Genomic DNA, 25,097 nt, shown 5'->3' with positions numbered 1-25,097 from the left:
AATAAATTAAATATGAGCGCCCGGCTGTATATTAATTGACCGAACCTTGATGGCTTTGCTGCGCTTCCTGGCCTCGGCCAAATCGAATCTTAGCTGGTGCTGGAGCCAGATTTCGGCACCGCCACCGAACACCAGGTCGAGCCGGATGGCCATCTCTGGAGAGATCCCGGATTTCCCCGTTAGCAGGTTTGAGAGCGCCTGTCGGCTAACCCCTAAGATTTCGGCTCCGGCTGTCACGGACAGGCCGCTGCGTTCGAGGCATTCCTGCCGCACCAGCACACCGGGATGAAGCTCTTCGACGGACATAGCGAATCCTCCCGCCCTTTTTGTCAGGCTCGGCATGGTCAAGCGTCAAGCGACACTTGTCAATGAACGCCCCCATACCCGGGGCAAATCATCCCCGCCTTTCGTCGATCAGCGATGAGGAGGTGGCCTGACTGGCTGGCGCGTTCGCCACAAACTTGCCACAAGCTCAAAACGCCCAAGGCAGACAATGGCGGATTTCTGCGGGTTTCGGCGTATGGCATTTTGTGGCAAAAACCGCCTAACACGCCCGGACATGAACTGAATAGTGAGGACTAAACTATTGATTTAATTATGGAGCGGGCGACGGGTCTCGAACCCGCGACCTACAGCTTGGGAAGCTGTAAAAGAATGTTTTATATCAGTGAGTTATTAGTTTTTGAAACAAATTTGCCACATGATACTTTCGAGTTTAGATCACCCGTTTTCTATAACGTATCAACAGGCTCTTCACTGTGAGTTTTTTTCATGCGGGCAATCATTCCGTTAGGGCGTCCCTTCTCATCAGTTCCCCGATCAATCAGGTGCCCGTACACGTCATAGGTCGTACTGATGTCCGTATGCCCCATGAGAGTCTTGATCTTAGCAATGTCCGTTTTTTCAGCAATCAGCATGGAGGCAAAGAAATGACGCAGGGAATACGGAGTATATTTAGGCGATACAACTTCTTTTCCGCCAATATTTTTAGTTATGACAAGTCCAGCTTTTTCCGAAGCCGCAAAGAATCCACGCTTTCGCCAGTTATCCAGAGATTGCCACTCACCGGTTGAGGTCGGAAATACCAGGTCGTAGCCGTTCTTTATTGCCTTGTGGTCACGATAGTAGGTGACCATATCCAGTGTCTCGGGGCTGATCTCGATAAAGCGGCGTGAGGCTTGTGTCTTGGGTACAGAAAGCTCCCCACTTCGATCTATGGCTCTTTCGACCTGAACTCCTGTTTTCAGGATATTACGTCCTGCGAGAGCCAGGTACTCTTGAGGTCGCATTCCAGAGTCCACGGCTAGATACAGAATGGGGCGATAACGCTCCCATGCTTTTGCAGTTTGTAGATTCTTTGAGTTTGCCAGCTCGTCTGCGGCCTTGAGGAGAGCTTCTATTTCTCTTTGCGTCGGAATGATTACGGGCTCAGAGTAGCGTGTATCTTTACGAACACTGACACCTGATGCTGGATTGCTGTCGATAAAGCCACGCATAGACATTTCAGAAAGAACAGCATGGAAGTAAGTAAGCGTCTTCGCAGCCAGATAGCGCCCGTGTTCACTGATAAGCCATGATCTAAAATTTACGATATCCGGCTTTGCGAGAGACGTTAAATCTTTTGCCCAAGGATAGGCTTTCATCTTTTCTGCAATATAGCTGTAGTACCTGTATGTTGCCGGAGATACAGGATCGCGTCCTTCGCGGCCTTCCGACTTACAGATCTCAAGCCACATATCTACCGCTTCATAGACGGTTTTATTATCTGGCGATGATTTCTTGATCCAGCTTTGGCTGTCATGAGAATACGCTTTGGCTTCTTTGAGTGTCCTGAAGCTTGCGTAGGAATAGCCCGTTTTGGATGAGCTATCCGCGTAACGGACTTGGTAGGTCGTACCTTTTTTGCCAGTTCTTTTCCTGATATCAGACATGATTCTGCATATCGTTTTTAGCTCGTGCGGTCAAATATTCCCTTTAGCTCCCCCGCACTTATATGCGCATTATTTTTGGCGTTCACCTGGCAGGTATTGTAAATTTCTGCCAATAGATTCTTATCTATTTTTAGCCGCCCATCGATGGGGTCGATGAAAAATGGCAGTTTTCGCTTCCCATGTGCATCGGGATCTGCCGCGCGCTTTATTTGCCTGTGCGTCAGCTCAATTCCATGCTCGGCGAGAAAACATCTGGCTTGCTCAATATTGACGTAACGAGGGAGCTCCATAAGACTTAACCTCCTTCTTCGAATATTATCTTTTGGCTATATTTTAAATTCCTCTGCCGCGCTTTTGTAAGGTCCGTTGCTCTGTAGCTTATTGACCTGTTGCCCGCATTTATTGCGGAGCACGACGCCCTCTCCAAATTCATTCACAGGATTAGTGTACAAAGTTGCGCCTTTAAAATATTGAACGCCGTAATCCTCTTCGAGCTCTTTGAATTTCTCATAGAGCGTCTGGCGCAGTTGAGCTATCGTCATTTCACCTCTAATAATGATTTGCATCGCGAGGCTTCTCTTTCTGCAACATAAAAATTTATTTTTATTTATATACTTATGATGGTGTTCCATAGGTTTATTTATTGTTAATTTTTACAGTCTAAAGTGGCGAATTTTCTGGAGTTGTACTTTAGAGACCCGTGCCGATCCATCGCGATCTGGATGCGTCCCGGGAGGAATTCGCGAGGCAGCCCGGTACAGGCTCTCAGATAGTCTGCACCCATGATCTCGCAGGGGGACGCTGCCATGGTTGCCTACTACTCTACGAAGGATTTGTGCGACCGCTTTCGCTGCTCAAGTCGCACCCTCTTTCGCCGTATGAAGCGGATTGTGAATCCATTCCCTGTGCCCTGCATAAAGCACGCAGGGAGTTGCAATCTCTGGGATGCTGATGATGTTTCCGAATGGGAACGGCGCGAACGTGAGCGCGCGCAGGATTCGTTTGATGGTGGGAGCAGCCGTTACGCTGGCTGATAGCGTTTAAATTAGATTGAGCGTTCGGTTAAGAGTCAGACCGCAAACCAAAAGGCCATCCGTCTGGATGGCCTTTTTTCTTACTTGAAGTCCGCGTTCAGGTCGCGAAGGCCTTCCAGCTTGACGGGGCCACGACCGGGAAGCCGAGCAACCAGTTCCAACGTTCCACCCATGGCTTCAACGTACTCGCGCAGCGTGGAGAGCAGCATATCGGTACGCTTCTCCACTTTGGAGACGTTGCCTTGCTTCATGTGTAGAAGGTCGGCCATGGCCTCCTGCGTAAGGTTCAGCGTCTTGCGCAGCTCCTGCAGGGTCATCTGTTCTGCAATGAGCTCCGCACCGCGTTGCTCGATCTTTTCTCGACGAGCAGTGGGAAGCCCTTTCATAACCTGGTCGAGTGACTTAGCCATTGCCTTTTCCTTTCTTCAGTGTGCTCAGATGCCGGTCAAATCGGGCGTCCGCACTCTTGATTAAAGCCTTATAGAATCTCTTTTCGCTTACACCTGACTTGTCACCACCAACAAGCAGGACAGCTTTCCTCTCAGGGTCGAACGCGAAGGCCACACGCCAGACCCCATCATCAGCCTTGAAGCGCAGCTCCTTCATGTTGGCGTGCTTCGAGTCGTTGAGGGTATCCACCTGGGGACGCCCCAGTTCCGGACCAAAGCGCTCCAGCAACTTGAGCTGCGCCAGCAATTCATCCTGAACCGCTTCGTCCATGGCCTCGAATTCCGGCTCAAACTCATCACAAAATTCGACAAGCCACGTCATAATCAAATATATCCTTAAGTAAATATTCCGTCAAGTATATAATTCTGGCAACTGCCCATCCTAGGCTGATTCCAGAGCCATTGAAAGGGTATCTGGACTGCTTTCTGTGAGGTTTTTCAGACGCTTGCACCAGGCACTGTAGGCCTCCCTCTGCTCAGCCAGATAGTCGTACTGGTCGTAGACCTGCCAACTGCCCGGCAACTTGTGGCCGAGCATAATTTCGGCGATGTGGGGCTCGGTCAGGGTCGAGAAATTCGTGCGCGCGGTCTTACGCAAATCGTGGACCGACCAGTGCGCCATTTCGTATTTCTCATGCCGCCGCAGCCACTGCATGATGTTGTAGGGCAACTGCAGGGGCGCGCCTGTCCCCATCGGCTTGCTCGTGCCGCTGTTGGTGAACAGATAGGGGCTGCCCTTGCTCAGGTCAATGGCCTGCTGGATCAGTGGTTCGGTCTCCGGCGTGATGGGGCGCAACAGCGGTTTCCCTGAGTTTTTGCCGAGCTTGTGGTTTGCCGCAGGCACCGTCCAGACCATCGCCTTAAAGTCAAAATGCCCCTTTTCGCTCGCGCGCAGCTCGCCATTACGGCAGCCATAGATCAGGCAGAGCTTCAGGAAAATCTTGTTTTTGGTGGCCATGCGCGATTGCTCAATGGCTTTCCACACGAGTGTGATTTCGTCGTGCGACAAGGATCGCGAGCCTGCGACCTTTTTGATTTGCAGGTCTTCCCTGGCATTGATGCCGGAGAGAGGATGACTGGGAATAAGCTGGCGTTTTACGCCCCATTTGAGCATCTGCTTGGCATTAACCAGGATACGGTCAGCGATGCCGGGCCTGGCCTTGGCGTGCTGCTCAAGCAGTGCCAGCCACTCGTGTAACGTGACTTTCCCTGCCGGGAGATGACCGATCTTCGGGAACACATGGATTTCGAAGGAGCGCAGGATTTCGTGATGCCCCTTCTTGTTCCCCTTGCAGTACGCCTCATACCACTGGCGGAACAGTGACTCTATGGAGTCGGCCTGAAGGATCGCCTGCCTCTCCAACTGCCTGACGACTCTGGGGTCATACCCCTGCTCCAGCTGGGCACGCAGACGCTGCGATTCCGCGCGAGCGTCTTTGAGTGACATCAGAGGATAGGTGCCGAGGTCCAGACGGCAGGGGCGAGCGTCATAGCGGAAGCGCAGTTGAAAGGTGATCTTGCCCTTCGGGGTCACGCGCACGCTTAAGCCGTCGCGGTCAGCCTTCTCTTCGCGTGTGTCGTGGGGTTTACCGCTATGGGCTTTCAGCCAGGTATCTGAGATCGCCATGCTCCCCTCCGGACTGTGTACATAATTTTCCAAGGCCTCCGAAGAGCTGTTTTGTGTACGCGGCTATGTACACAGATCGCGTGGCTCAGCTTGTCTTCGGATGTCTTAGATTGTCACGGGTGTTCGGGGTTTTCTCAATAAAATCAGTAGATTATTTGAGAATATGGCGGGACCTGTCTCAGCCTGACTTAGAGGGTAATGTCGGGGTGGGAAATGATGGCAAACGTGCGCCGGGCGTTGACTTCATTGACGATTTTGCTGTAGGACACTACTGGGAATCTCGATCGTGCACGCGGGTATACACGCAGCTGGAAGCCTTTGGCCGATTTCAAAGGCCAACACAGAGAGCCGCGCATTCCACCAAAAAACGCTCATGAACGCCCAAGGCAAAATGCCTTTCCGGCGGCCGGCAGGCCAAGGCCTTTCCCGCGCAAGCGCCTCCAGTGCCCGCGCTCAGCTGAACTCCTCCATGAGAAAACCGATGAATGCTTTCAACTTGAACGGCATGTGGGAGCTCTTGCGGTACACCAAGTGCATGGGCCGTGACGGGATCTGGTAGCCCGGCAGCAACGCCACCAACTGGCCCGTCGCCAGGTAACCGCTCACCACCACTTCCGGCAGCAGGGCGATGCCTTGCCCGCTCAACACTATGATGCAGACGCCTTGGGCATCGTTGACCTGCATCTTGGCAGGAACAGACACCTTGATGAACTCGGCATCGTCGCTCAAAAACTCCCAGGTGTTTTGCAAGGTATTCCACGCGGTCTTGTGCTCGTCGAAATAGGTCGCGATACAGTCGTGCAGGATCAACTCCTGCGGCGTCGACGGTGCGCCACGCCTGTCCACATAGCCCGGCGCGGCACACAGGATCAACTTGTAGGGCCGCAGCGGCCGCGCCACCAGTGACGAGTCCGAAAGCGCACCCAGGCGCACTGCGGCATCGAAGCGATTTTCGGAAAAATCCACCAGGGCGTCGCTGATCGAAACGTCGACCCGAATCTTCGGGTGCGCCTGATAAAACTTGTCGAGCGCCGGCAGAAAACCAAAAATGCCGAATGAACGTGGCAGCGAGACATTGAGAACACCTTCAGGGTTCTCAATGAAATGGGAAGCAACATCCTCACTTTCGCGCATCAGGTCGAATATATTCCGGCAGGTCTTGTAGTAGTACGCGCCATAATCCGTAATGGATATCTTTCGGGTCGTTCTCAGTAATAATACCGTGCCCAACTCGCCTTCAAGGAACTTCAAATAATTACTGACCATCGCCACTGAAACATTAAGTTTCTGCGCGGCTTTGGTGAGGCTGGCACTCTCAACGACCTGAACAAATGCCTGCATGGCCTTTAATTTATCCATAACAACCAAATATCCATTTTTTAACCAGGCTAAAAAGTGTTTTCAATTGTAAATGCTTTACGAAATTTTGCAAAGGGCAGACTATCGGCCGGCGTTATGGGAATAGCCCCCGGAGAACACCGATGAAAGTCATTTACGAAAACTGGCAAGGCCTGGAACGGGAAAGAAACATACAAGTGGAGTACCTCCACTTCGGCAGCACTGAGTACCACACCACGGCGCAGTGGCTGCTGCGCTGCACCGACCTCGACAGCAACGAAGTGCATGACTTTGCCTTGATCAAGATCAAGCAGATGGCTGCTCAACAACTCACCTTCAGGAAGAACATATGAAACAGGTAAAACTCGGTTCACAAGGTTTGACGGTGTCGCGTCTGGGCCTGGGCTGCATGGGCATGAGCCAATGGTACGGCGAGCCCGATGATGTCGAGTCCGGCGAAACCCTGCGCAGGGCCCTGGACATCGGTGTGAACTTCTTCGACAGCGCAGAAGCCTACGGGCCCTTCACCAACGAAGTGCTGATCGGCAAGGCACTCAAAGGCGTTCGTGAAAAGGCCGTGATCGCGACCAAGTTCGGCTTCGACCTGCAGGACGGCAAGATCGTCGGCGTCAACAGCCGCCCCGAGCATATTGTCGATGTGGTGAACGCCAGCCTCAAGCGCCTGGACACCGATTACATCGACGTGCTGTACCAGCACCGTGTCGACCCGACCATCCCGATCGAGGAAGTGGTCGGCGTGATGGGTGAGCTGGTCAAGGCCGGCAAGGTCAAGTACCTGGGCCTGTGCGAAGTGGGCGTCGGCACCATCGAGCGCGCTCATCGCGTGCATCCGCTGTCGGTGGTGCAAAGCGAATACTCGCTGTGGGAGCGCAACATCGAACTGGATGTGCTGCCGATGCTCAGAAAGCTCGGCATCGGCCTGGTGTCGTTCTGCCCGCTGGGCCGGGGCTTCCTCACAGGTACGGTCGAGCGCGCCGAACAGTACCCGGCATCGGATTTCCGCGCTCAGGACCCGCGCCTTCAGGGGGTCAACTACGACAACAACATGTCGATCGCCCGGGAAATCAGAATCCTCGCCGAACTTCAGAGCATGAGCGCGTCGCAGCTGGCCATTGCCTGGATCCTCGCACAGGGCGATGACATTGTGCCCATCCCAGGGACGAAACGACGCCGCTACCTCGAGGAAAACGCCCAGGCCACCCGCGTGCAGCTGGCCGCCGAAACCCTTCGCGCCCTGGAGCAGATGACCAGCGAGCTGCCCGCGTCGGGCCCGCGTTACAACGAAAGAATGATGGCCTTCGTCGACCGCTGAACGCCCCGAACACCCGCCACTGCAGTGAGCAAGATGCAACGTTAGTTAATTGAACCTGTCATCGCGGAATAAGGAAATTTCGATGTCTCGGAAAAGTCGCCCCGTCGATTGGTATGGACGCAAAAATGAGTTCTTGCACGAATGTGTGATGGCCAACTCGCGATGCATGACGTCGCTGCAACATCCCAAACAGGCTCAGCGGGATGTCGTGCAGGACATTATCGGTATCAGCCGCAACGCCCTGCATTGGCGCGAACAGGGTTATAACGAATCGGTCACCGACGAAGATTCGTACCGCCAACATTTGCCGATCATGCGCTATGAAGACTTCGAGCCGTACCTGGAACGGGAAGCGCAATGCAAGGGCGGCGTACTGACCTGCAGCCCGGTAATGCGTTGGTTGAAAACCAGTGGCACCACAGGCGTGCCGAAGAAGATCCCCTATACCTTGCATTGGTTGCAGACGTATCGCATACCGGCAATGAAAGTACTGTGGGCCACTTATATTCGCCATTACCCCGAAATCATGGACCATCCCTACGCCGTGCTCGATACCCAGACGGTCAGGGAAGATGTACAGGACTACCTGCAGGGCGTCTGTCATCAGGCGATCAGCAACCGCCACCCGCGTATCAATGCCAATGACTGGTGCCCCCCGTGGTACGAGGAACCCTGGTTCGTGCCGGAAATGCCGGTGGCCCACGAGCAGAAGATGTACCACCGCATCCGCCACTTCGTGGGTAAACGGCTGCACTGCATCTCGGCCATCAACCCCAGCACGCTGATCTCGATCAAGGACTACTTCGCCAAGTTCCGCGACCCGCTGGTCGAGGACATTCGCAACGGGACCCTGCAGGGCAAGCCCTTCGCCGCCCCCGACGAATCACTGGCCCAAGCGCTGGAGTCGATTCTGGCGCGCCCCGACTTCACCCTGGTGGACATCTGGCCGGAGCTGAAATTCATCAGCTGCTGGCTGACCGCTTCCGCGGGCCTCTACAACGAGAAGCTCAACGCCATTTTCCCGGGCGTGAAGAAGCTGCCCTTCATGAGCTGCGGCTCCGAAGGCGTGACCACCATTCCGGTGGACGACACCGCCCACAGTCAACCGCTGGCCATTACCCAGGCCTACTTCGAATTCGTGCCCACAGATGTGCCGTTGCGCGAACTGGTGGAGCGGCGCGCGCCGGTGCAGACCCTGACCTTCGATGAGCTGGAGGCCGGCCAGGACTATCACCTGATCATGAGCCAGGGCAACGGTTTTTACCGCCTGTGGACGGGCGATATCTACCGGGTAGACAAGATCGTCGACGGCATCCCGTGGATTCACTTCATCAGGCGCGATGGCGTCTACCACTCCTTCACCGGCGAAAAGCTCACCGAAGCGCAGATCAGCGAAGCGATCGAAAGCACCTTCGAGCATCACCGGATGGGCATGGGGCTGTTCATGTGCGGGCCGTCCTGGGGCGAGCCACCGCACTACGTGGTGATGGTCGAAGTCACCTCCGGCGACAGCGACAGCGACAACGCCGCGACGCTGGCGGCCACCCTGGACGAGCAGTTGAAGATCGAAAACATCGAGTACGCGTCCAAGCGCGATTCGAACCGGCTCGCGGCAATCGAAGTGCACACCGTGGGCGCCAACGCGATCACCCACTACGTCGAGAGCAAGCGCGCTGGCACCAACGCCAACCAATACAAATACAAACCCTTCCAGCAAAACCTCGATTTTCTCTCTGCCGTCACCACTCGTTAACAGGGCCGACCATGAGCATCGTAAAAGCCAAACAAGTTGAACGCAGCATTGAATATCTCCCCATGGAAGGCGGCAACCTCGCCCTCCATGCGTGGACCCCGGAAACGCCGAAGGCCGCCGTCTTCTATTTCCACGGGCTGCAAAGCCACGCCGGCTGGCTTTGGGAGGCGGGGTGCCAGTTCGCCGAAAACGACGTGGCGTTCTTCGCCCTCGATCGACGCGGCTGTGGCATCAGCGATGGTCCTCGGGGTGAGCTGGCGCCCGTCGATCAGATGCTGGCCGACTATCGCTCAGCCATCCGCACCGTGCGTGCGAAAGTCGGCGACAGCATACCGCTGGGCCTGTTCGGTCATTGCCTGGGCGGCTCGTACCTCGCCGCCCTGCTGGCCGACCCGGCGTTCGACACCGAGTTCGAGTCGCTGATCTTCTGCTCGGCCTGGCTGGGCAAGATCCACCACACCCTGCCGCCGCAGAAGATCCAGGCGATGCTGCGCGAACAGTCCGACGAACTGTGGGACGCGGGCCTGAAGGCCGAGGACTTCTCCGACCAGCGCCGCTACGTGGATTTCATCGGCAACGACGTGCTGGCCACCCGCCAGATCAAGGCCTCGTCGCGCGCCCGCCTGGTCGAGATGGAAATGATGTACCTGTACCAGAAGGAACTCAGCCGCAACACGCCGAGCATCTACATCAGCGGCTACGAAGACCCCGTGGTCAACCTGGAGTGCGCGAAGAAGCAGTACCTGTCGCTGTTCGGCGACCAGGGCGAGACGCTGGAGCTGGCGACCAACAAGCACTACCTGCTGTACACCAGTGTCCGCCAGCGCCTGATCAATCGCGTCTCGGCCTACGTGTCCTCCCATGGCCACCACCATCATGTCTGAGCTGTCCGCCTACACCGTCGACATGCCCATGGCCCGCAGTTTCGGCCATGCGGCAAACACCAGGCACAACGCGGAGTCGCTGGTGCTCAAGTACCAGCATGCGGGGATCACCGCCAACGGTGAGTGCGCCCCGAGGCATTACGTCACGGGAGAAACCCTGGCCTCGGTCGCGGCCGAACTGGCACAGGTCGACTGGCGACGCTACCGCGCAGGGCTCGAGTCCGCAGACCCCGCCGCGGTCCTGCAGCAACTGTTGACGCACGGCATGGGCGAGCTGCTGGGCGAGCTGCCACGCAACAACACCTGCTGCGCGCTGGAGCTGCTGGCCATTGACGTGCTCGGCAAACGCCTGCAGACCTCGGTACTGGCACACCTGGCGGGCACGACGGGCGAACACGCACAGCAACCGTTCACCCAGGTCAAGGACGCCGCCCTGTCGGTAGACGAGTTCCTCGCCAGTCGGGGCCCCTTCCATGTAGTCAAGGTCAAGGCAACCGCGAACTTCGCCGAAGACCTCGCCGTGCTCGATCGGCTGCGGGCAGCCCTTGGCCCGCAAACCGCGATCATCTTCGACGTCAACATGGCCTGGTCGCTGGACGAGGCGTTGGTGCGCTGCAAGGCACTGCGCGAGCGGCAGGTGAACATCGTCGAAGAGCCATTGCCGGCGCGCAGCTTTTCGGCGCTGGCCCAATTGCAGCGCCGCACCGGCATCGAGGTCATGCTAGACGAATCACTGTGCGACCTGGGCGATGCGGTGCACGCGGTCGAGCAGCAAAGTTGCGCGCATTTCAACCTGCGCGTGGCCAAGCTCGGCGGCATTGGCCGTGCCCTCGAACTGGCACGTTTCGCCGACAAGGCCGGTATCGGTTACCAGGTGGGGGTGCAGGTGGCCGAATGCGCCACGCTGATCGACGCAGGCCGCACCTTGAGTTTCCTGCTGCCCAAGGCATTCACCCGCGAAGCCGGGCAATCGGACCTGTTCTTCCCGGCGCCCGTCGCCCGCCCTTCATCCCAGGTCGATCGCATTGCCAATGTCATCACTGCGCCCGTCGATATCGGCTTCGGCACGCTGGTGACCCCGGCCATTTCGCACTACCAACACACTCGCTACCTCTAGGTGCAGGGACGCTCATCATGGATCACTTTCCAGACAACGCTTACTTTTCCGACTATATCGTCAGGTTTCTCAGTGCCCACGGCTTCGACAAGGTCGTTTTCAACCCGGGCGCCTCGTTCCGCGGCATCCACGACTCGCTGGTCTTCGAGGCCAACCAAGCGTTCGCGCCCGAGATCGTCATGGCCTGCCACGAGGAAATCGCGGTGGCCATCGCCCACGGCTACTACAAGGCGTCCGGCAAGCACATGGCTGTGCTGATTCACGCCAATGTCGGGCTGCTGCACGCTTCGATGGCCATCTTCAATGCCTGGTGCGACCGAGTACCGCTGTTCATGATCGCCGGCAACGGGCCCATCGACGCCGCCAAGCGCCGGCCGTGGATCGACTGGATCCATACCTCCACGCACTTGCCGACCGCGGTCAACGAGTTCGTCAAGTGGAGCGACCAGCCCACCAGCCAGGTCGCGACCGTTGAGTCGCTGTACCGCGCGCGAAAACTGATGGAAACCGGTGTCCATGCCCCGGTGCTGGTCGCCGTGGACTTCGATGTCCAGGAACAGCCGCTGCAGCAGAGCCTGCGCGCGGCGCTGCCGCTGCCCGAGGTGGTTCCGCAATTCCCTGGCCTGGGCCAGGCCGCCGCCCGCCGCATTGCGCAAAAACTGATGGACGCCAGGGCCCCGGTGATCGTGGTGGACTTCTCGGGCCGGGAGCCGGCGACCATCGCGCCATTGATCGCCATCGCCGAGCTCACGCAGGCGCTGATCGTCGACCGCGGCAACCGCTTCAACTTCCCCAGCCGCCACCTGCGCAACGGCTCCCAGTACGCGCGCAGCCACTTCGTCCACGTCGACCAGATCCTGGCTCTGGAAGTCCAGGATCTTGAAGGGGCGCTGCTGGACATCTTCCCTGGCCAGTCGCTGCACAGCCTGACAGCCGAAGTGGAAGTCTCGGCCATTGACTGCAACGACCTGCTCAGCAGCAAGTGGGCAACCGACTACCAACGCCACGTGCCAAACTGCAGCACCTATATCGGTGACACCAGCGCCTCGCTCGATGCCCTGCTCGGCGAACTCAAGGCACTCGATGCCCAGCGCCAGGCCGTTGCCCACTGGCCGGAAAAGCGCTTCGACGAAGAGAGCCTCGCCCAGGCCCGACACGCCGCGCAAGCGGCCATCGAACAGCAGCTCGACGAGCACCGCGGCGACGCCGTGCCCCATGTCGGCATCGCCGTGCAGGCAGTGGGCGCAGCCCTCGAGAACACACCCTGGGTGCTGGCCAACAGTGGCAGCCTCACGGTGGACGGCTGGGTGAAGAAACTGTGGAGCCTCGACAGGCCCAACTGCTACCTGGGCCTGAACGGCGGTGGCGGTCTGGGCTACGGCTTGGGCGCCGCGACCGGCGCTGCGCTCGCCCTCGAGAACGAGGATTGCGTGTGCGTCAACCTGCAGTCCGACGGCGACTTCCTCTACACCCCCAGCGGGCTGTGGACGCTGTCGGCCTACAACGTACCGCTGCTGATCATCGTCATGAACAACCAGCTGTACTTCAACTCCACCCAGCACGCCGTCCGCGTGGCCGGCGCGCGCAACCGCGATATCGACAAGGCGCATATCGCCACCAGCTTCTACGAAAACCCGGTCGACTTCGTCCAGCTCGCCCAATCCTTCAACGTCAAAGCCTACCCCGTGGTCCGTCACGCAACGGACATCTCCGCCACGGTGAGCGAAGCCGTGGCTTACATCCGCCAGCACCGGAAGCCGGCGGTTGTGGAACTGCTCATTCAATAGGGATGCTCATGAACACGTTTTTCGAATTCAGCTATCGCAACCAGCAGTACATTTCGTTCTCGCCCAGCCGCGACGGCGAAGTGCTGGCCTACCACTATGTCCCCGGTGACCTCCAGGAGCTGTTGCTCAAGGCCAACTTTGACTTCGCGCGGTTCAGGCAACTGGTCATCGATTCGGCCGCCGAGCAGCGTTTCCCTGCCGCCACGGCCCACGAGCGCACGCTCTTGCCACCGCTAATGCCGCCGGAAAAATCCGGCGCCATCGTCAGTGGCTTCGGGCTAACCAACAAGAAGAAGGTGCTGTCCACCGGCGGCACCGTCAACCCGCTGCCGGCCTGGTTCTACAAAGGCCCCGGCCACGTGCTCAAGGCCGATGGCGAGACGCTCACCATCGAACCGGGCACCACCGCCATCTGCGAAGAGGCGGAAATCGTTCTGATCTACCTGATCGATGGTCGCGGCAACCCGCGCTACATCGGTTTCACGGTCGGCAACGACATCACCGACATCGGCGCCATCAAGGCATCGCCCAGCGCATTTGCCTACGCCAAGTTGAAGGAATGCTCGGTCAGCGAGCGGATCTTCCTGCGCCCGGCGCCTTGGGTGCTCACCGGCACCTGCAACGTCCTGCGCAACGACAAGCCGGTGTTCAGCAGTGCCTTCGAAACCGGGATCGACCAGTTGTACTACCGACAGGAGCAACTGATCGAACACTTGTTCAGATCGCCCGCGCTGCGCCAGCCGGGGCTGATGCACTACCTGTACATCGGCGCGGACCGCAACAGCTACGACCACGGCCATTCGCTCATCGACGGCGACACGATTTCGCTGCGTTTCGATGAGCTGGGCCTGGGCCTCACCAACCGGCTGGCACTGCATGGCGCATGAGCGCCTTGCCCGACAGCGAACGCTGCTCGTCGAGCCTGGAGAATGTCATGACGATACTCAGACCACTCAGCGACGTTGAGGCGGCCTTCCACTACCTGCACGAAATGGGCAACGGCTCGGGGCAGGTGGTGACCGCCGCCCGGGTCAACGGCGATTTCGACCGCGCCACCCTGGCCGCCCGGTTGAACACCTGGGCCGGCCGGCACGAGGTGCTCAACGTTGCCGTACACGGTGCCCACGCGGGCACCGAGCAGGAGACGCTGAGCTTGCGGCACAAGCCGTTCGAGTCCGCGCAGATGACCCTGCGCGACGAACAACAGTGGGTCGATCATCAACAGCTGTTCAGCCAGGCGCTCAATACGCCCCTGCCGCACGGCTGGCCCTGGCGGCTTTCGCTGATCCTCGCACCCGGCGTACTGTACCTGTACCTCACCCGTAGCCATGTGATCTCGGACGCGTACTCCACCCGGATGCTGCTGCAGTCGTTGCTGGAAATCCTGGTGTGGAATGTCTGCACCGGGCAGCAGACGTCGCTGTTGCCCAACCGCCGAGAGCACGCGCAGCAGCCGTCGAGCAGCGCGCCCCGCGCGCAGAGTGCCGACGATACCACCCTGCGCCACTGCGTGACCTCGCCGGTCGCCGAGCGGCACACGCGTATTCACCGGCGCACGCTCGACCGCACGTTGTCGTCCACGATCATCACCGTGTGCAAGGCGCGCGGCATCACCCTGAACGAGTGCTTCGCCGCGGCGCTTGCCGAGGCTTACGCCAGCTGCCTGGGCACGCAGCAGGTCGAGCTGTACACCGCCATCAACTCGCGCCGCCATTTCGCCGGAGCCCTGGCCAGCGGCCTGGGCTGCAACATCCACGTACTGTGTTGCGCCATGCAGGCTACTCCGTTGCCGCTGGACTCCCAGGTCGTGCGCTACCGGGACGCCCTGGCCAAGGCCAGCCAAGGCTGGGCCCCCAGCCTGCTGCGCCACGCCGCCATCCGCGCGAACGTCTCGGCGCTGTGCACGGCCGAGACCTTCCTCGGGCCCTGCATCACCAACAGCGGCGTCAACGACTTCACGTCTGCCATCTACCATCACGTGGACTTCGTCGAAACCGCGGTCAACCGCAACGTCGCCAACTACAGCGTCGTGCTGCACCTGTCCTGCTTCCGCGGCCGCCTGCAGCTTCTCTACTCCTACGCCAGCCCAGCCATGTCCGACGCCTTCATCAAGGAAATCGACTACGCGCTCATGACCAAGCTGGGGCTTCTGGAAACATCACTACCCGGTCAACTTCCCCTGCTGAGGGTTGCACAATGAATACCTTGCTAAGAAGAAAGCTGAGCCTGGCGTCCGCCTGCCTGGCCTTCGTCATCGTCATTCTCGACGTGAGCGTCGTCAACGTCGCCTTGCAACAGATCTACACGCAGTTCGAGGGCAGCCTCGCGCACCTGGAATGGGTAGTCAACGGCTACACCCTGACCTTCGCCTCCTTCCTGCTGACCACCGGCTCCCTGGGTGACCGCTTCGGCCCCAAGCGCGTGTTCCTGGTCGGGTTCGCCCTGTTCGCCCTGGCCTCCTGGCTGTGCGGCACCGCGGACAGCCTGACCCTGCTGATCGCGTTCCGCCTGCTGCAAGGCATCGGCGCGGCGCTGGTGGTGCCGGCGTCGCTGGCGATCGTCAACCAGACTTTTCCGGACGCCAACGAGCGCAGCCGCGCCATCGGCCTGTGGGCCGCGGCCGGTGGCATGGCCCTGGCGCTGGGACCGGTGTTCGGCGGCGTGCTGATCTCGATGTTCGGCTGGCGCTCGATCTTCTACGTCAACATTCCGATCGCGGCCCTGGGCATCACCATCGCCTATGTGTTCGTGCAGGAGAAAACCACGCTGGTCGAACGCAATATCGACATCGCCGGGCAGGTGCTCGCGGTCGCGGCGCTGGGCTGCCTGACCTATGCGTTGATCCAGGTGAACAGCTATGGCCTGCAGTCCCAGGAGGTTCTGCTCAGCGCCGCGGGCTTCATCGGCGCCAGCGCCCTGTTCATCGTGGTCGAACGCCGCGTCGCGGCGCCGATGCTGCCGTTGTACCTGTTCGCCAACAAGCAGTTCGCCACCTCCGCCGTGATCGGCATTCTGGTCAATTTCGCCTTCTACGGCCTAGTGTTCCTGTTCAGCCTGTACTTCCAGTACAGCTGGCACTACTCGCCGCTGCAGACCGGCCTGGCGCTGCTGCCGATGACCGGCGCTATCATGCTCGCCAACCTCTACTCTGCCAAACTGATGGTGCGCAGCGGCTTTCGCAAGACCCTGCTGATCGGCACCGGCCTGGCGGCGTTGGGATACGCCTGCATCGTGCCGCTGCTGGGCGGTCATGGGTATGGGGCTATGGTCGTGCAGATCGTCGTGGCGGGCTTCGGCATCGGCCTGGCCGTGCCTTCGGTGACCAACGCCATGGTGTCCAGTGCCGACAGCCAGCATATCGGTGTCGCCTCCGGCGTGCTCAACGCCTCGCGGCAGATCGGTGGGCTGATCGGGGTGGCGTTCATGGGCCTGGTACTCGGCGACTTCGCAGCGGAGTCGTTCGACCAGGGTATGGGCCCGGCCTTGATCATCGCTTCGCTGGCGCTGCTGCTGTGTGTCGGCCTGGTGCTGACTGGCTTCAGCAAACCCCAAGTCCTCGTTTCCAAAGCCACCTCCTAAGCAAGGAATCTCAGCATGCCTCACCTGACCCTCGAGTACTCCACCAACGCCGGCCCCGCCCCCGACAGCCAACGGCTGTTCAACGCCCTGCATGTGCAACTGGCCCAGGCCGGTGAGTTTCGCACCCAGGACTTCAAGTCCCGGATCTTCCCGGTCGACACCTTCCATATCGGCCTGGGCGACGGCGACGCCTCGTTCGTGCGGTTGAACATCGAGACGTTCTTCGGCAAGAGCGCACAGCAGAAGAAGGCCATGTCACAGGTCGCCCTGCGGGTGTTGTCCGAGCACTTCCACCAGGCGCTGACCCTTGGTAACTGCGACATAGCCGTTCAGATCACCGAGCTGGAACGGGAAAGCTATGCCCGTGTGCGCTCCAGCGACCTGGTGGAGAACGCCTGATGTTCGACTTCAAAGTAACATCGGTGCTGGTGATCGGCGGTTCGTCCGGCGTCGGCCTTGCCACGGCGAAACTGCTCGACCGCCTGGGCGCCCAGGTGACCATCGCCTCGCGCAACCTGGAAAAACTCCAGGCAGCCCGGCAACAGCTCGGCGCTGGCGCCAGGCACCTGCAACTCGACATCACCGATACCGCGCAGCTCCAGGCCCTGGCTGACGGCCCGCGCTGGGACCATGTGGTGATCAGCGCCGCCGACACGCCCATGGGCAGCATCGCGGCACTGCCCAACGCCGCCGCGCGCCAGGCCATGGACAGCAAGTTCTGGGGCGCCTACAGCGCGGCGAAGTACATCCCGCTGCGCGCCCAGGGCTCGCTCACCTTCGTCGCCGGCTACCTGTCGGTGCGCCCTGGCAAGGCCAGCGCCTTGCAGTCGGCGATCAACGCGGCCCTCGAGGCATTGGGCCGGGCCCTGGCGCTGGAGCTGGCGCCTGTGCGCGTCAATACCGTATCGCCCGGCTTGTTGGCGACCGAGCTGTGGGACGGCCTAGCGCAGGACAAGCGCGCCTCGCTGTTCGACAGCGTGGCCAACCGCCTGCCGGTCGGCCGCATCGGGCTGGCGGAGGATGCCGCCAAGGCTGTCTGCTTCCTCATCGACAACGGCTACACCACCGGTTCGACCCTCTATGTCGATGGCGGCGGCCGCATCGCGTGAAACCCGGGCCGCCTGCGGCCCTTCGCGGGCAACTCTGCACAGGGCCGTAGGGCAGGTTTTTCAACGCCTTCAACGCAGTAAATCGCTATTTTTTTGCGCCGAATTCCGCTAGTGCCAGTGATTAACACTGGCCAAAAGCCGCATCAGATGGGAATCTTTGCCTCCATGGAGACGTCACTCCCTTGCAACCCGCTTTGGTTCAGGGCTGGTTACACCTGCATCTCGGACCTGGCGGGGTTCAGCTCATGGCCTGATTGGCGCCTTTGGCGCGCATCGGGCAGCTACTCGCGTTCACACTGCCCGCCGCCAGGAATGGCCGGCCACACGGGAGTGCGAGCGCCGACGGCAAGAAGGAGTCCGCCTGTGGCTGCACGCTACGGAAAAGGGCTGTTGGGATGGGCCGCCGTGCTCGTCATCCTGGGCCTGCTGGTCCACTGGATCGGCATCGATACGATCGCCCGCTACCGCGACGATCTGGCTTTCTACCTGCAAGCGCACCTGGTCCTGGTGCTGGCTTCGATGGCGGCGGCGTTGGCCGTGAGCACCCCCGCCGGCATTGCCCTGAGTCGACAGCCAGTAAACTTGAGGGCTGATGGCAGCTTTGGCCTCAGAAGCGCTCATCACCGATAGCCGGCAAGATCAGCTCCCGTACGAACGAAGCCCCGGACAAGCGCAACAGCGCGTCGACCATAGTGACCACATCATGCACCGGTACCTGGCGCCGCTCGCCACGTGCTGCGGCTTGTGCCAATGGAGTGTTCAGGGAGTCGTCGGTATTCAGATAACCCAGTTGAAGCACGGTCACCGCCAGGTTGTCATCCCTAAAACCTTCGCGCAGCGCATCAGCCATGCCGTTGAGGGCGAACTTTGAGGCGCCGAACGCTACCTCCGGGCGCCCACTCTGGCGAAGAGCTGAGGTCGAACCGGTGAGGATCAACTGCGGCCGGGGCGCGCCAAGCAACTTGGGCACCAGGCGCTTGAGCAGAAGCAGCGTGGCCGTGATATTCACCTCGACCAGCCTGGTGATCGATTCGTCGCTGTCGTCAAGGAATGCATAGTGCTCGCTGAAGGCGTGTTCTTCCCAGATGCCAACGTTGTAGATCAGGACATCCAGATCGGCAGGTGTCCGATCCGCGATCTGTGCTACAGCCGCCGTTGGTTTGGCGAGGTCGGCATCGACCCAGTGCAGATCGATGTCCGGGGCAAGGGCCAAGTCTGACGGCTGTTTGCGTGATACGCCGATCAGCGTGTCCCCTGGCTTGCCGAGCCCTTCGAGCAAAGCCCGGCCCAACCCTCTGCCGGCGCCTACGATCATCATCTTCATCTGTTGCTCCTTTTAACTGAAATGCTCCAAGCTTCCCTGGGCCGCTCAACTCCACCGGACATTCAGTACGACGAAGTGCAGCAGGATCCAGACCATCAACAGCAGATGGGTCAGTTGCAACCCTTCCTGGCGGATCCAGTAGCCGAACCATATCCCGCCCAGCAGCATCGCGAACAGGAACCCGAGCGTTGCGCTCAAGGCCAGGTTCAACCAGGGCCGCGCCACCTCTAGGCCGGCGCCAAGCAGCAGTTCATAACAGCCAACCCAAGCCGCGAGAACGGCGGCTGCCTGTGTCAGCACGATGATCGACAAGGCCAAGCGATGGATGGCGTGAGAGGTCATCGCTCGCACCAGCAGAGGGAGGCTGATTCCGGGAGGTTGGGCCAGCGGCGCCATCGACATGGTCTCCCCGATCGCCCCGGCTGAGCTGGCAAAGGCCTGCAGGTTGTTGATCAGGCTGATACTCAGCCACAGGCTCAAGCCAACGCAGCAGGTGATCTGGAAAATCAGCAGTGAAGTCGGAGTGTCCATTCCTGGTCCTTTGTGAGTTCGTTTCCGAAAGCAGCGAGAGCGTCCGGACGCCACTCTAAAACCTTGACTTAACTCGAGGTCAATACCGGTTTTCCAATAAGGCAGCCAGGGGCGACAACCTCAACCGTTTGTTAAAGCCGCCTGTAAGTCTTAGAAGTTTGTCGAGGTCTTGGGCGACCGACCGAGCCGCGCCGATCAACGCCACAGGTATGACCCACTGGAGGATCCGGGATAGAGCCAACCGGTTTGCTATGCTCTCTACTTCGGCTGGCCTGAAGGCGCCGAGCGTGTGCGGCATTGGCCAAGATGCTTGAGATTTTTCTATCCGCGTTTGTGAAAAAAAGAACGAAGGAGTGGAGTAACAGACATGCCAGCTTGTCCCCTACCCGCTGATGAAGCACTTCGTCAGCGCACACTTGATGACATGGACTTGGTCGATACGCCGGCCGAGCATTATCTTGATACCTTGGTACGACTCACCCAAGAACTAGCCCAGGTCGAGACCGTTCTGATCAGCCTAATCGATCAGGATCGGCAGTGGTTCAAGGCTCGAATCGGCATCGAGGTAAGCGAGACGAAGCGCAATGTGTCCTTTTGCGGCTACGCGATTCTCGGCGAAAATACCTTGATGGTTTCCGACGCCAGGTGCGATTCACGCTTCGAGGACAATCCCCTCGTGCTGAACCCACCCTATATCCGGTTCTATGCGGGCCACCCGTTACGTGCCTCAAATGGCAAAGCCATTGGCACCCTGTGCATGTTCGATCCTCGGCCGCGGAAGCTCAGCGAAGCGCAACAGGCTAATTTTCGGGACTTAGCCACGCTCACCGAGGGTTATTTGCAACTGCGGAGCCTAGCTCAGGTCAATCGCGCCTTGCGTGTTGAAATGGATCGCGGGCAGCGCAGGGCTTTGCTTGATCCTTTGACACAACTATGGAACCGCGGGGCGTTGGCAGCATTTCAGAACCGAGAGCTTCATTTGGCTGAGGAGCGAGGTTTACAGCTAGGAGCCGTATACGCAGACCTCGACCGTTTCAAATCCGTCAATGACGAGCATGGCCACGATGCCGGCGATAAAGTGCTCTGCGAGTGTGCCCGCCGACTGCGGGCTACGCTTCGGCCAGATGACCTGCTGGTACGCCAGGGAGGAGAGGAGTTCGTGGCCCTGCTACGGGTTAAAGATAGCCAAGAATTAACGCAGATTGCGGAGCGCTTGCGTCAGTCAATCGGCAGCGCGCCGTTTTTGATACCCGGCGGCCCTCGGAAAATGACCATCAGCATTGGATGCACCCTGCTTACCCCTGGTGAGCAGATTGATGATGCAATAAGGCGCGCTGACGGCGGTCTCTATGCGGCCAAACATGGAGGGCGTGACCAAGTTGTCTATGTGCCAGCGTTATCCTGAGGAAGTTAAGACTCGGTAACATGGGGCGAGACTCTCCCTATACGAGATGCGCTAGCGTATTGGCCACCCCGGTCTCCAAGTGGGTTCTCCTTCGCAAGCGTGTCGAGCCAAGGCCGCCCTGGAGGCGCTGATTCGCGCCGCCGGGGCAGTTCGCAGCTCATCCCTGAGTTTTTTTGCTGCGGTACTCGGTGGTGGTCATGCCGGCGTAGCCCCAGTTATCGGTGTCGACCTCCTCGATCACGATATGGGTGAGCTCAGGTTTCTTTCCGAGCACTCGCTGCAAGGTCTCGGTGATTTCCTTGATGACCTGGGCTTTCTGATCACGGGTGACGCCGTCGCGAGTGATGCGGACGCTGACGAAGGGCATGGTATTACTCCTATGGGCTGGGGAAATCAGGGCACGGAGGCGGGATGCCTCCCCGTTACGTTCAGCCTATTACCATTTGCCGACACTCATACCGCCGTCGACCGGCAACACCACGCCCGTGGTGAACCCGGCGTTGGCCAGGTAAAGCACGGCGTCGGCAATGTCGCTTACGCGGCCGATGTGTCCGGCCGGTTGCAGGCCGTTGAGGAAGTCGAAGCTGGCCGGATCGTGCATCGGCGTCTCGATGATGCCGGGAGCCACCGCGTTAACCTGGATGTTGTGCGACGACAGCTCCAGCGCCAGCGCGCGGGTGACCTGGTTGAGCCCCCCCTTGATCAGCACCGGCAGGGCGGCGGGCACGGCGATGTTGGGTTGCAGCGCCACAGCGGCGGTGATGTTGATGATTTGGCCCTGACGCCGCTCGATCATGTGCGCGGCGGCGGCCTGGGAGGCGTAGACCACGCCCTTGAGGTTGGTCTCCAGCATGCCTTGGATGTCTTCCGGGCTGTATTCGATGAAGGGTTTGGGCAGGAAGAAGCCAGCATTGTTGACCAACACGTCGACCTGGCCGAAGGCGTCGATGCTGGCCTGAATCAGGCGGCGGGCGGTCTCAGGCTTGGCGATATCGCCGGCCACGCCGATGAAGGCGGGGCTGTCCAGTTGTGCCTTGGCCTCGGCGAGGCGTTCGGCGGAGCGAGCATTGCCGACCACATTGAAGCCACTGGCGAGGAAAGCCTTGGCCAGGCCGAAGCCGATGCCGCTGGAGGCGCCGGTGATCACTACCGTTTTGCTGTTGCTCATGTCGTATCTCCCAATCAGGTGGCGCCGAAGAGCGCCGTTGGGAGGACTATATTTTTGCTTCAGATAAGGATAAATATGGCAGCGAGAACTTCAGTTGATACATGGTGTAATCAATGCAGCGGCATTTCGACGACGTCCTACTCGGCAGCATCGAGCTGTTCTGTCTGGCGGCGGAGCTGGGCAGCTTCACCGCAGCCGGTCTCGCGGCGGGCGTGACGCCGGCAGCGGTCAGTCGCTCGATCAGCCGCCTGGAAGAGCGCTTGGGCTCCAGACTGTTCGTCCGTACCACTCGCAGCATCCGTCTTACCGAGGGCGGGCGAGGCTACTACGAACAGTGTCGTCAGGCACTGACCCAGCTGGTGGAGGCCGAACGGGTAGTGACCGGGCAGCAGCAGGAGCCTTCGGGCACGCTGCGCATCAGCCTGCCCACGACCTACGGGCACCACCGAATCCTGCCGTTGCTGCCCGAGTTTCGCCGGCGCTACCCGAAGGTGCAGGTCGACATCCACCTGGGCAACCGCAATATCGACTTTGTCGGCGAGGGCTACGACCTGGCCATCCGCGTGCGTGCACAACCGGATTCGACCCTGATCGCCCGGCCGCTGGAAGATGCCCGGCTGGTGGTGGTGGCCACTCCAGATTACTTGGCACACGCGGGCGAGCCGCAGAGCCTTGAAGAACTGGCGCGGCATGACTGCATCCAGTTCGAACTGCCCAGCAGCGGTCGGCGCATCGCCTGGCTGTTCGACGAGGGGGGCTGCGAACGGGAAGTCCTCACCCAGGGCGGCTACGTCTGCTCGGACGACGTGCTCGGTGGCGTGACCTTGGCCAAGCACGGCGCGGGACTGTTCCAGACCTACCGCTTCATCGTCGAGCACGAGCTGGCCGAGGGCTCGCTGGTCGAGGTGCTGCGGCCCTTCGCGGGCCGCTCGCGGCCGTTCACCCTGCTATATCCCCAGGGCCGGCACATGCCGTTGCGCCTGCGAGCATTCGTCGACTTCATCATGGACAAGCGGCGCCAGTGGGCCGCTGGCAGCTGAGGGGACGTATCACTCTGTATCAGTGCCATGGTGGATGCGGCGCCGATGGGCCAGCCTGTAGTTGGCCTTGGATCGATGTCGGGTTTAGCACCTGCCGGCCCAGCACCGGGCCAAGCCGGTGGCATGGATGGACTCACGCTCACCTCAGGCGTACGCCACGATCTCGACCGAGGTTAAGCAGCACAACCTCAAATTCGGTGGAGCGCCTGCCTCGGCGGTCAACGACTACAACATTCCGCTCTACACCCACGTCGATCCTGGCGAGGTTGAACGGGTGAAAGCGGAGCATCGGAAATATGCAGTTGAGCTGATCGCTTTGCGTGGGCTGATTCGAGAAAAGCGTGACGCCCTTCGCGCCCAACTGGCCGAGCGGGCAGCGTTGCTGCGCAAGTGGCGCCACTACCGCTGCTCCAACCCCCTCTCCCCTCTATTCACTGCCGCTATATGGAGGCCAAGGAATCGTCATACCTGAAGAAAATCGAATCGCCTCCGTGAACTACCAGGCCAAGTGTCGCTACAAGAAGGAATACCACTGCGGTGAATCCTTACGGGTGAAATGCCCGCTCGAAGGTAGCGGTGACTTTGAATCGGCTACCACCAACGGGCGTGGGCTTGGGGTCGGCACAAGGGAAGAGCCAGAGATCTCCGAGCGGCGTCGACCAGAGAAAGGCCTCGGCACCACCGGAGTCGATCTGCAGGCCAAGGGAGGCGATGGTCGTCATGGTCTACTCCAAACGGAAAACAAAAAGCCCGCACAAGGCGGGCTCTAATAAGGGAAGCCAATCAGTTACGAAGGCTGGAATCTCGTGTTACAAGCATGGCACAACCAGGTACGGCGCCACTCCTCATATTCGTCATATTGCTTAACGTTGTATCGACAGTGCCGCACAAACCCGATCACACCAATGGTGATGAACGTCACGCCAATGAAAACCCGGGTCCAATCCACCTCCCAAGAAAGCTTAAGGCCATCGTATAGAATGATTGTGCCAACTCCAGCGAGGACAACCGGACCAAGCAGACGTTTGGCCCCCGGCGGGGCGACACTAGCAGCGAGGTTAGTTTGCTGGCGCCCGGTCGTTTCAACACTCACACGCGGCCCGAAACCTGAGTGCGCCTCATGAGTGGCATGGATATGAGAGGTTCCAGCGGCATGAATGGCAGAAAGAAGCTGCACGTTTTGACCGTGACAGTGCGGGCAGGCAATGGCATTTTGACTTACCACAATTCAGTCCTTTGAGATGGTAGAGGGGCGCATTCTAAGGCAATCTTGGACCCGGGCGCACCTCTTCAATCAACTCTGTCTGCCTCAACCACAACTGCCATCGCCTCGGCTTCCATGACGCGTATGCTTTCGGCGCGCCGGTGCAGGTGGGCACCAGGTCGGCGATGGCTTCGGCGCTGAACTCATCCTCCAGGTCCCGGCCTGTGACGATATCGTCCAGCCGCTCAGCCAGCAGGGCGATTTCACCGGTAATGACCCCTCCCAAGTCGCCCCGTCCTTCTGGGCCTTTTCCGCCCAGGCATCGCGAGCCTTATTCCAACGATCAAACATTGAGGACAGGGCCACGCGGTCCATGTAGCGGAACTGGAATTCGACCGGCGCCGGCTCGGCGCCAATGCGCGGAACCTGCACCACGGCAGCGAAAGTGGGACTCTGCGCGATCTTCATCTTCGCCATGAGGGCC

At 59.6% G+C, this 25,097-nt stretch carries 27 protein-coding genes and 3 pseudogenes; 15 read left to right on the top strand and 15 right to left on the bottom strand.

All coding sequences use genetic code 11. The features are described 5' to 3' along the window. Positions 1-6 precede the first annotated feature (6 nt). The 8 genes from ACF8EA_RS18420 to ACF8EA_RS18385 all read right to left on the bottom strand — a co-directional run bounded on the left by ACF8EA_RS18420 (position 7) and on the right by ACF8EA_RS18385 (position 6,400). Positions 7-306, bottom strand: coding sequence for a HigA family addiction module antitoxin (locus tag ACF8EA_RS18420; protein WP_392522876.1), 300 nt, complete (start codon positions 304-306; stop codon positions 7-9). 425 nt (positions 307-731) lie between these two features. Continuing rightward, entirely contained in the window at positions 732-1,931 is a 1,200-nt protein-coding gene (locus tag ACF8EA_RS18415) for a tyrosine-type recombinase/integrase (RefSeq protein WP_392522875.1), read from the bottom strand. A 17-nt stretch (positions 1,932-1,948) separates the two neighbouring features. Further along, complete coding sequence (locus ACF8EA_RS18410) at positions 1,949-2,221, bottom strand: hypothetical protein (protein ID WP_104881287.1); 273 nt, start codon at positions 2,219-2,221, stop codon at positions 1,949-1,951. A 36-nt stretch (positions 2,222-2,257) separates the two neighbouring features. After that, positions 2,258-2,497: a hypothetical protein gene (locus ACF8EA_RS18405; protein ID WP_104881286.1), complete on the bottom strand. Its 240-nt coding sequence runs from the start codon at positions 2,495-2,497 to the stop codon at positions 2,258-2,260. A 548-nt stretch (positions 2,498-3,045) separates the two neighbouring features. Beyond that, positions 3,046-3,375 (bottom strand): XRE family transcriptional regulator, encoded by a 330-nt coding sequence (locus tag ACF8EA_RS18400; protein ID WP_392522874.1) that lies wholly within the window; start codon positions 3,373-3,375, stop codon positions 3,046-3,048. Then, positions 3,368-3,736 carry a type II toxin-antitoxin system RelE/ParE family toxin gene (locus tag ACF8EA_RS18395; protein ID WP_392522872.1) on the bottom strand — a complete coding sequence of 123 codons (369 nt, stop codon included), beginning with the start codon at positions 3,734-3,736 and terminating at the stop codon, positions 3,368-3,370. The genes ACF8EA_RS18400 and ACF8EA_RS18395 overlap by 8 nt, the downstream gene beginning before the upstream one ends. Before the next feature lie 60 nt (positions 3,737-3,796). Further along, a complete protein-coding gene (locus ACF8EA_RS18390; RefSeq protein WP_392522870.1) occupies positions 3,797-5,041 on the bottom strand; it encodes a tyrosine-type recombinase/integrase in 1,245 nt (414 codons plus the stop codon). Between the two features lie 453 nt (positions 5,042-5,494). Further along, complete coding sequence (locus tag ACF8EA_RS18385) at positions 5,495-6,400, bottom strand: LysR family transcriptional regulator (RefSeq protein ID WP_392522868.1); 906 nt, start codon at positions 6,398-6,400, stop codon at positions 5,495-5,497. A 122-nt stretch (positions 6,401-6,522) separates the two neighbouring features. On the opposite strand from ACF8EA_RS18385, the gene ACF8EA_RS18380 reads away from it, so the two are divergent. The 12 genes and pseudogenes from ACF8EA_RS18380 to ACF8EA_RS18325 all read left to right on the top strand — a co-directional run. Further along, positions 6,523-6,732 (top strand): hypothetical protein, encoded by a 210-nt coding sequence (locus ACF8EA_RS18380; RefSeq protein ID WP_209965241.1) that lies wholly within the window; start codon positions 6,523-6,525, stop codon positions 6,730-6,732. Further along, the gene (locus ACF8EA_RS18375; RefSeq protein ID WP_392522866.1) at positions 6,729-7,712 is read left to right on the top strand and encodes an aldo/keto reductase; all 984 of its coding nucleotides are present in this window, start codon (positions 6,729-6,731) and stop codon (positions 7,710-7,712) included. The genes ACF8EA_RS18380 and ACF8EA_RS18375 overlap by 4 nt, the downstream gene beginning before the upstream one ends. Positions 7,713-7,860: 148 nt before the next feature. Continuing rightward, complete coding sequence (locus ACF8EA_RS18370) at positions 7,861-9,465, top strand: GH3 auxin-responsive promoter family protein (RefSeq protein WP_392522865.1); 1,605 nt, start codon at positions 7,861-7,863, stop codon at positions 9,463-9,465. Between the two features lie 11 nt (positions 9,466-9,476). Further along, positions 9,477-10,349, top strand: coding sequence for an alpha/beta fold hydrolase (locus ACF8EA_RS18365; protein WP_339535347.1), 873 nt, complete (start codon positions 9,477-9,479; stop codon positions 10,347-10,349). Further along, positions 10,327-11,466, top strand: coding sequence for an enolase C-terminal domain-like protein (locus ACF8EA_RS18360; RefSeq protein WP_339535349.1), 1,140 nt, complete (start codon positions 10,327-10,329; stop codon positions 11,464-11,466). Before ACF8EA_RS18365 ends, ACF8EA_RS18360 begins: the two co-directional genes overlap by 23 nt. A 17-nt stretch (positions 11,467-11,483) precedes the next feature. Continuing rightward, entirely contained in the window at positions 11,484-13,253 is a 1,770-nt protein-coding gene (locus ACF8EA_RS18355; RefSeq protein WP_392522863.1) for a thiamine pyrophosphate-dependent enzyme, read from the top strand. A gap of 8 nt (positions 13,254-13,261) precedes the next feature. Then, positions 13,262-14,140, top strand: a complete 879-nt coding sequence (locus ACF8EA_RS18350) for a sugar transporter (RefSeq protein ID WP_392522862.1) — start codon at positions 13,262-13,264, stop codon at positions 14,138-14,140. A gap of 47 nt (positions 14,141-14,187) precedes the next feature. Continuing rightward, positions 14,188-15,453: a hypothetical protein gene (locus tag ACF8EA_RS18345; protein WP_392522860.1), complete on the top strand. Its 1,266-nt coding sequence runs from the start codon at positions 14,188-14,190 to the stop codon at positions 15,451-15,453. Next, positions 15,450-16,832, top strand: coding sequence for an MFS transporter (locus ACF8EA_RS18340; protein ID WP_209965239.1), 1,383 nt, complete (start codon positions 15,450-15,452; stop codon positions 16,830-16,832). The genes ACF8EA_RS18345 and ACF8EA_RS18340 overlap by 4 nt, the downstream gene beginning before the upstream one ends. A 15-nt stretch (positions 16,833-16,847) precedes the next feature. Then, on the top strand, positions 16,848-17,231 hold the full coding sequence (locus ACF8EA_RS18335) for a 5-carboxymethyl-2-hydroxymuconate Delta-isomerase (RefSeq protein WP_209965237.1): 384 nt from the start codon (positions 16,848-16,850) through the stop codon (positions 17,229-17,231). Further along, positions 17,231-17,941 carry an SDR family oxidoreductase gene (locus tag ACF8EA_RS18330; RefSeq protein WP_392522858.1) on the top strand — a complete coding sequence of 237 codons (711 nt, stop codon included), beginning with the start codon at positions 17,231-17,233 and terminating at the stop codon, positions 17,939-17,941. Before ACF8EA_RS18335 ends, ACF8EA_RS18330 begins: the two co-directional genes overlap by 1 nt. A 363-nt stretch (positions 17,942-18,304) precedes the next feature. Continuing rightward, a pseudogene (locus tag ACF8EA_RS18325) lies at positions 18,305-18,511 on the top strand (ABC transporter permease); the annotation flags it as partial. Positions 18,512-18,548: 37 nt separating this feature from the next. Here the strand turns inward: ACF8EA_RS18325 and ACF8EA_RS18320 are convergent. Further along, the gene (locus tag ACF8EA_RS18320; protein WP_392522856.1) at positions 18,549-19,265 is read right to left on the bottom strand and encodes an SDR family NAD(P)-dependent oxidoreductase; all 717 of its coding nucleotides are present in this window, start codon (positions 19,263-19,265) and stop codon (positions 18,549-18,551) included. 45 nt (positions 19,266-19,310) lie between these two features. After that, entirely contained in the window at positions 19,311-19,796 is a 486-nt protein-coding gene (locus ACF8EA_RS18315) for a DUF2165 domain-containing protein (RefSeq protein WP_392522855.1), read from the bottom strand. Between the two features lie 367 nt (positions 19,797-20,163). Between ACF8EA_RS18315 and ACF8EA_RS18310 the strand changes: the two genes are divergently transcribed. Next, a complete protein-coding gene (locus ACF8EA_RS18310) occupies positions 20,164-21,201 on the top strand; it encodes a diguanylate cyclase (RefSeq protein ID WP_392522854.1) in 1,038 nt (345 codons plus the stop codon). Between the two features lie 157 nt (positions 21,202-21,358). Here ACF8EA_RS18310 and ACF8EA_RS18305 read toward each other — a convergent pair whose 3' ends face one another. Both ACF8EA_RS18305 and ACF8EA_RS18300 read right to left on the bottom strand, forming a co-directional pair. Continuing rightward, complete coding sequence (locus ACF8EA_RS18305) at positions 21,359-21,568, bottom strand: 4-oxalocrotonate tautomerase family protein (protein ID WP_014753565.1); 210 nt, start codon at positions 21,566-21,568, stop codon at positions 21,359-21,361. A gap of 69 nt (positions 21,569-21,637) precedes the next feature. After that, positions 21,638-22,369, bottom strand: coding sequence for an SDR family NAD(P)-dependent oxidoreductase (locus tag ACF8EA_RS18300; RefSeq protein WP_392522853.1), 732 nt, complete (start codon positions 22,367-22,369; stop codon positions 21,638-21,640). A 113-nt stretch (positions 22,370-22,482) separates the two neighbouring features. Between ACF8EA_RS18300 and ACF8EA_RS18295 the strand changes: the two genes are divergently transcribed. Together ACF8EA_RS18295 and ACF8EA_RS18290 are read left to right on the top strand one after the other, a co-directional pair. Next, a complete protein-coding gene (locus ACF8EA_RS18295; RefSeq protein WP_392522852.1) occupies positions 22,483-23,409 on the top strand; it encodes a LysR family transcriptional regulator in 927 nt (308 codons plus the stop codon). Positions 23,410-23,536: 127 nt separating this feature from the next. Next, on the top strand, positions 23,537-23,881 hold the full coding sequence (locus ACF8EA_RS18290; protein WP_392522850.1) for a hypothetical protein: 345 nt from the start codon (positions 23,537-23,539) through the stop codon (positions 23,879-23,881). 73 nt (positions 23,882-23,954) lie between these two features. Here the strand turns inward: ACF8EA_RS18290 and ACF8EA_RS18285 are convergent. From ACF8EA_RS18285 to ACF8EA_RS18275, 3 genes and pseudogenes are all read right to left on the bottom strand, one after another. Beyond that, positions 23,955-24,089, bottom strand: a pseudogene (locus ACF8EA_RS18285) (phage tail protein); the annotation flags it as partial. 579 nt (positions 24,090-24,668) lie between these two features. Further along, positions 24,669-24,899 (bottom strand): phage tail assembly chaperone, encoded by a 231-nt coding sequence (locus ACF8EA_RS18280; protein WP_392522849.1) that lies wholly within the window; start codon positions 24,897-24,899, stop codon positions 24,669-24,671. A gap of 71 nt (positions 24,900-24,970) precedes the next feature. Continuing rightward, positions 24,971-25,081: pseudogene (locus tag ACF8EA_RS18275) on the bottom strand (phage tail assembly chaperone); the annotation flags it as partial. Positions 25,082-25,097: the final 16 nt, after the last annotated feature.

Source organism: Pseudomonas sp. YQ_5 (assembly GCF_043103305.1).
Classification (GTDB): domain Bacteria; phylum Pseudomonadota; class Gammaproteobacteria; order Pseudomonadales; family Pseudomonadaceae; genus Aquipseudomonas; species Aquipseudomonas putida_Y.
This window is presented reverse-complemented; position numbering and strand designations above follow the sequence as displayed.

Coding starts and splice junctions, on each gene's coding strand:
- ACF8EA_RS18420 (WP_392522876.1), bottom strand. CDS start 306: ATGTCCGTCGAAGAGCTTCATCCCGGTGTGCTGGTGCGGCAGGAATGC.
- ACF8EA_RS18415 (WP_392522875.1), bottom strand. CDS start 1,931: ATGTCTGATATCAGGAAAAGAACTGGCAAAAAAGGTACGACCTACCAA.
- ACF8EA_RS18410 (WP_104881287.1), bottom strand. CDS start 2,221: ATGGAGCTCCCTCGTTACGTCAATATTGAGCAAGCCAGATGTTTTCTC.
- ACF8EA_RS18405 (WP_104881286.1), bottom strand. CDS start 2,497: ATGCAAATCATTATTAGAGGTGAAATGACGATAGCTCAACTGCGCCAG.
- ACF8EA_RS18400 (WP_392522874.1), bottom strand. CDS start 3,375: ATGGCTAAGTCACTCGACCAGGTTATGAAAGGGCTTCCCACTGCTCGT.
- ACF8EA_RS18395 (WP_392522872.1), bottom strand. CDS start 3,736: ATGACGTGGCTTGTCGAATTTTGTGATGAGTTTGAGCCGGAATTCGAG.
- ACF8EA_RS18390 (WP_392522870.1), bottom strand. CDS start 5,041: ATGGCGATCTCAGATACCTGGCTGAAAGCCCATAGCGGTAAACCCCAC.
- ACF8EA_RS18385 (WP_392522868.1), bottom strand. CDS start 6,400: ATGGATAAATTAAAGGCCATGCAGGCATTTGTTCAGGTCGTTGAGAGT.
- ACF8EA_RS18380 (WP_209965241.1), top strand. CDS start 6,523: ATGAAAGTCATTTACGAAAACTGGCAAGGCCTGGAACGGGAAAGAAAC.
- ACF8EA_RS18375 (WP_392522866.1), top strand. CDS start 6,729: ATGAAACAGGTAAAACTCGGTTCACAAGGTTTGACGGTGTCGCGTCTG.
- ACF8EA_RS18370 (WP_392522865.1), top strand. CDS start 7,861: ATGGCCAACTCGCGATGCATGACGTCGCTGCAACATCCCAAACAGGCT.
- ACF8EA_RS18365 (WP_339535347.1), top strand. CDS start 9,477: ATGAGCATCGTAAAAGCCAAACAAGTTGAACGCAGCATTGAATATCTC.
- ACF8EA_RS18360 (WP_339535349.1), top strand. CDS start 10,327: ATGGCCACCACCATCATGTCTGAGCTGTCCGCCTACACCGTCGACATG.
- ACF8EA_RS18355 (WP_392522863.1), top strand. CDS start 11,484: ATGGATCACTTTCCAGACAACGCTTACTTTTCCGACTATATCGTCAGG.
- ACF8EA_RS18350 (WP_392522862.1), top strand. CDS start 13,262: ATGAACACGTTTTTCGAATTCAGCTATCGCAACCAGCAGTACATTTCG.
- ACF8EA_RS18345 (WP_392522860.1), top strand. CDS start 14,188: ATGACGATACTCAGACCACTCAGCGACGTTGAGGCGGCCTTCCACTAC.
- ACF8EA_RS18340 (WP_209965239.1), top strand. CDS start 15,450: ATGAATACCTTGCTAAGAAGAAAGCTGAGCCTGGCGTCCGCCTGCCTG.
- ACF8EA_RS18335 (WP_209965237.1), top strand. CDS start 16,848: ATGCCTCACCTGACCCTCGAGTACTCCACCAACGCCGGCCCCGCCCCC.
- ACF8EA_RS18330 (WP_392522858.1), top strand. CDS start 17,231: ATGTTCGACTTCAAAGTAACATCGGTGCTGGTGATCGGCGGTTCGTCC.
- ACF8EA_RS18320 (WP_392522856.1), bottom strand. CDS start 19,265: ATGAAGATGATGATCGTAGGCGCCGGCAGAGGGTTGGGCCGGGCTTTG.
- ACF8EA_RS18315 (WP_392522855.1), bottom strand. CDS start 19,796: ATGGACACTCCGACTTCACTGCTGATTTTCCAGATCACCTGCTGCGTT.
- ACF8EA_RS18310 (WP_392522854.1), top strand. CDS start 20,164: ATGCCAGCTTGTCCCCTACCCGCTGATGAAGCACTTCGTCAGCGCACA.
- ACF8EA_RS18305 (WP_014753565.1), bottom strand. CDS start 21,568: ATGCCCTTCGTCAGCGTCCGCATCACTCGCGACGGCGTCACCCGTGAT.
- ACF8EA_RS18300 (WP_392522853.1), bottom strand. CDS start 22,369: ATGAGCAACAGCAAAACGGTAGTGATCACCGGCGCCTCCAGCGGCATC.
- ACF8EA_RS18295 (WP_392522852.1), top strand. CDS start 22,483: ATGCAGCGGCATTTCGACGACGTCCTACTCGGCAGCATCGAGCTGTTC.
- ACF8EA_RS18290 (WP_392522850.1), top strand. CDS start 23,537: ATGGACTCACGCTCACCTCAGGCGTACGCCACGATCTCGACCGAGGTT.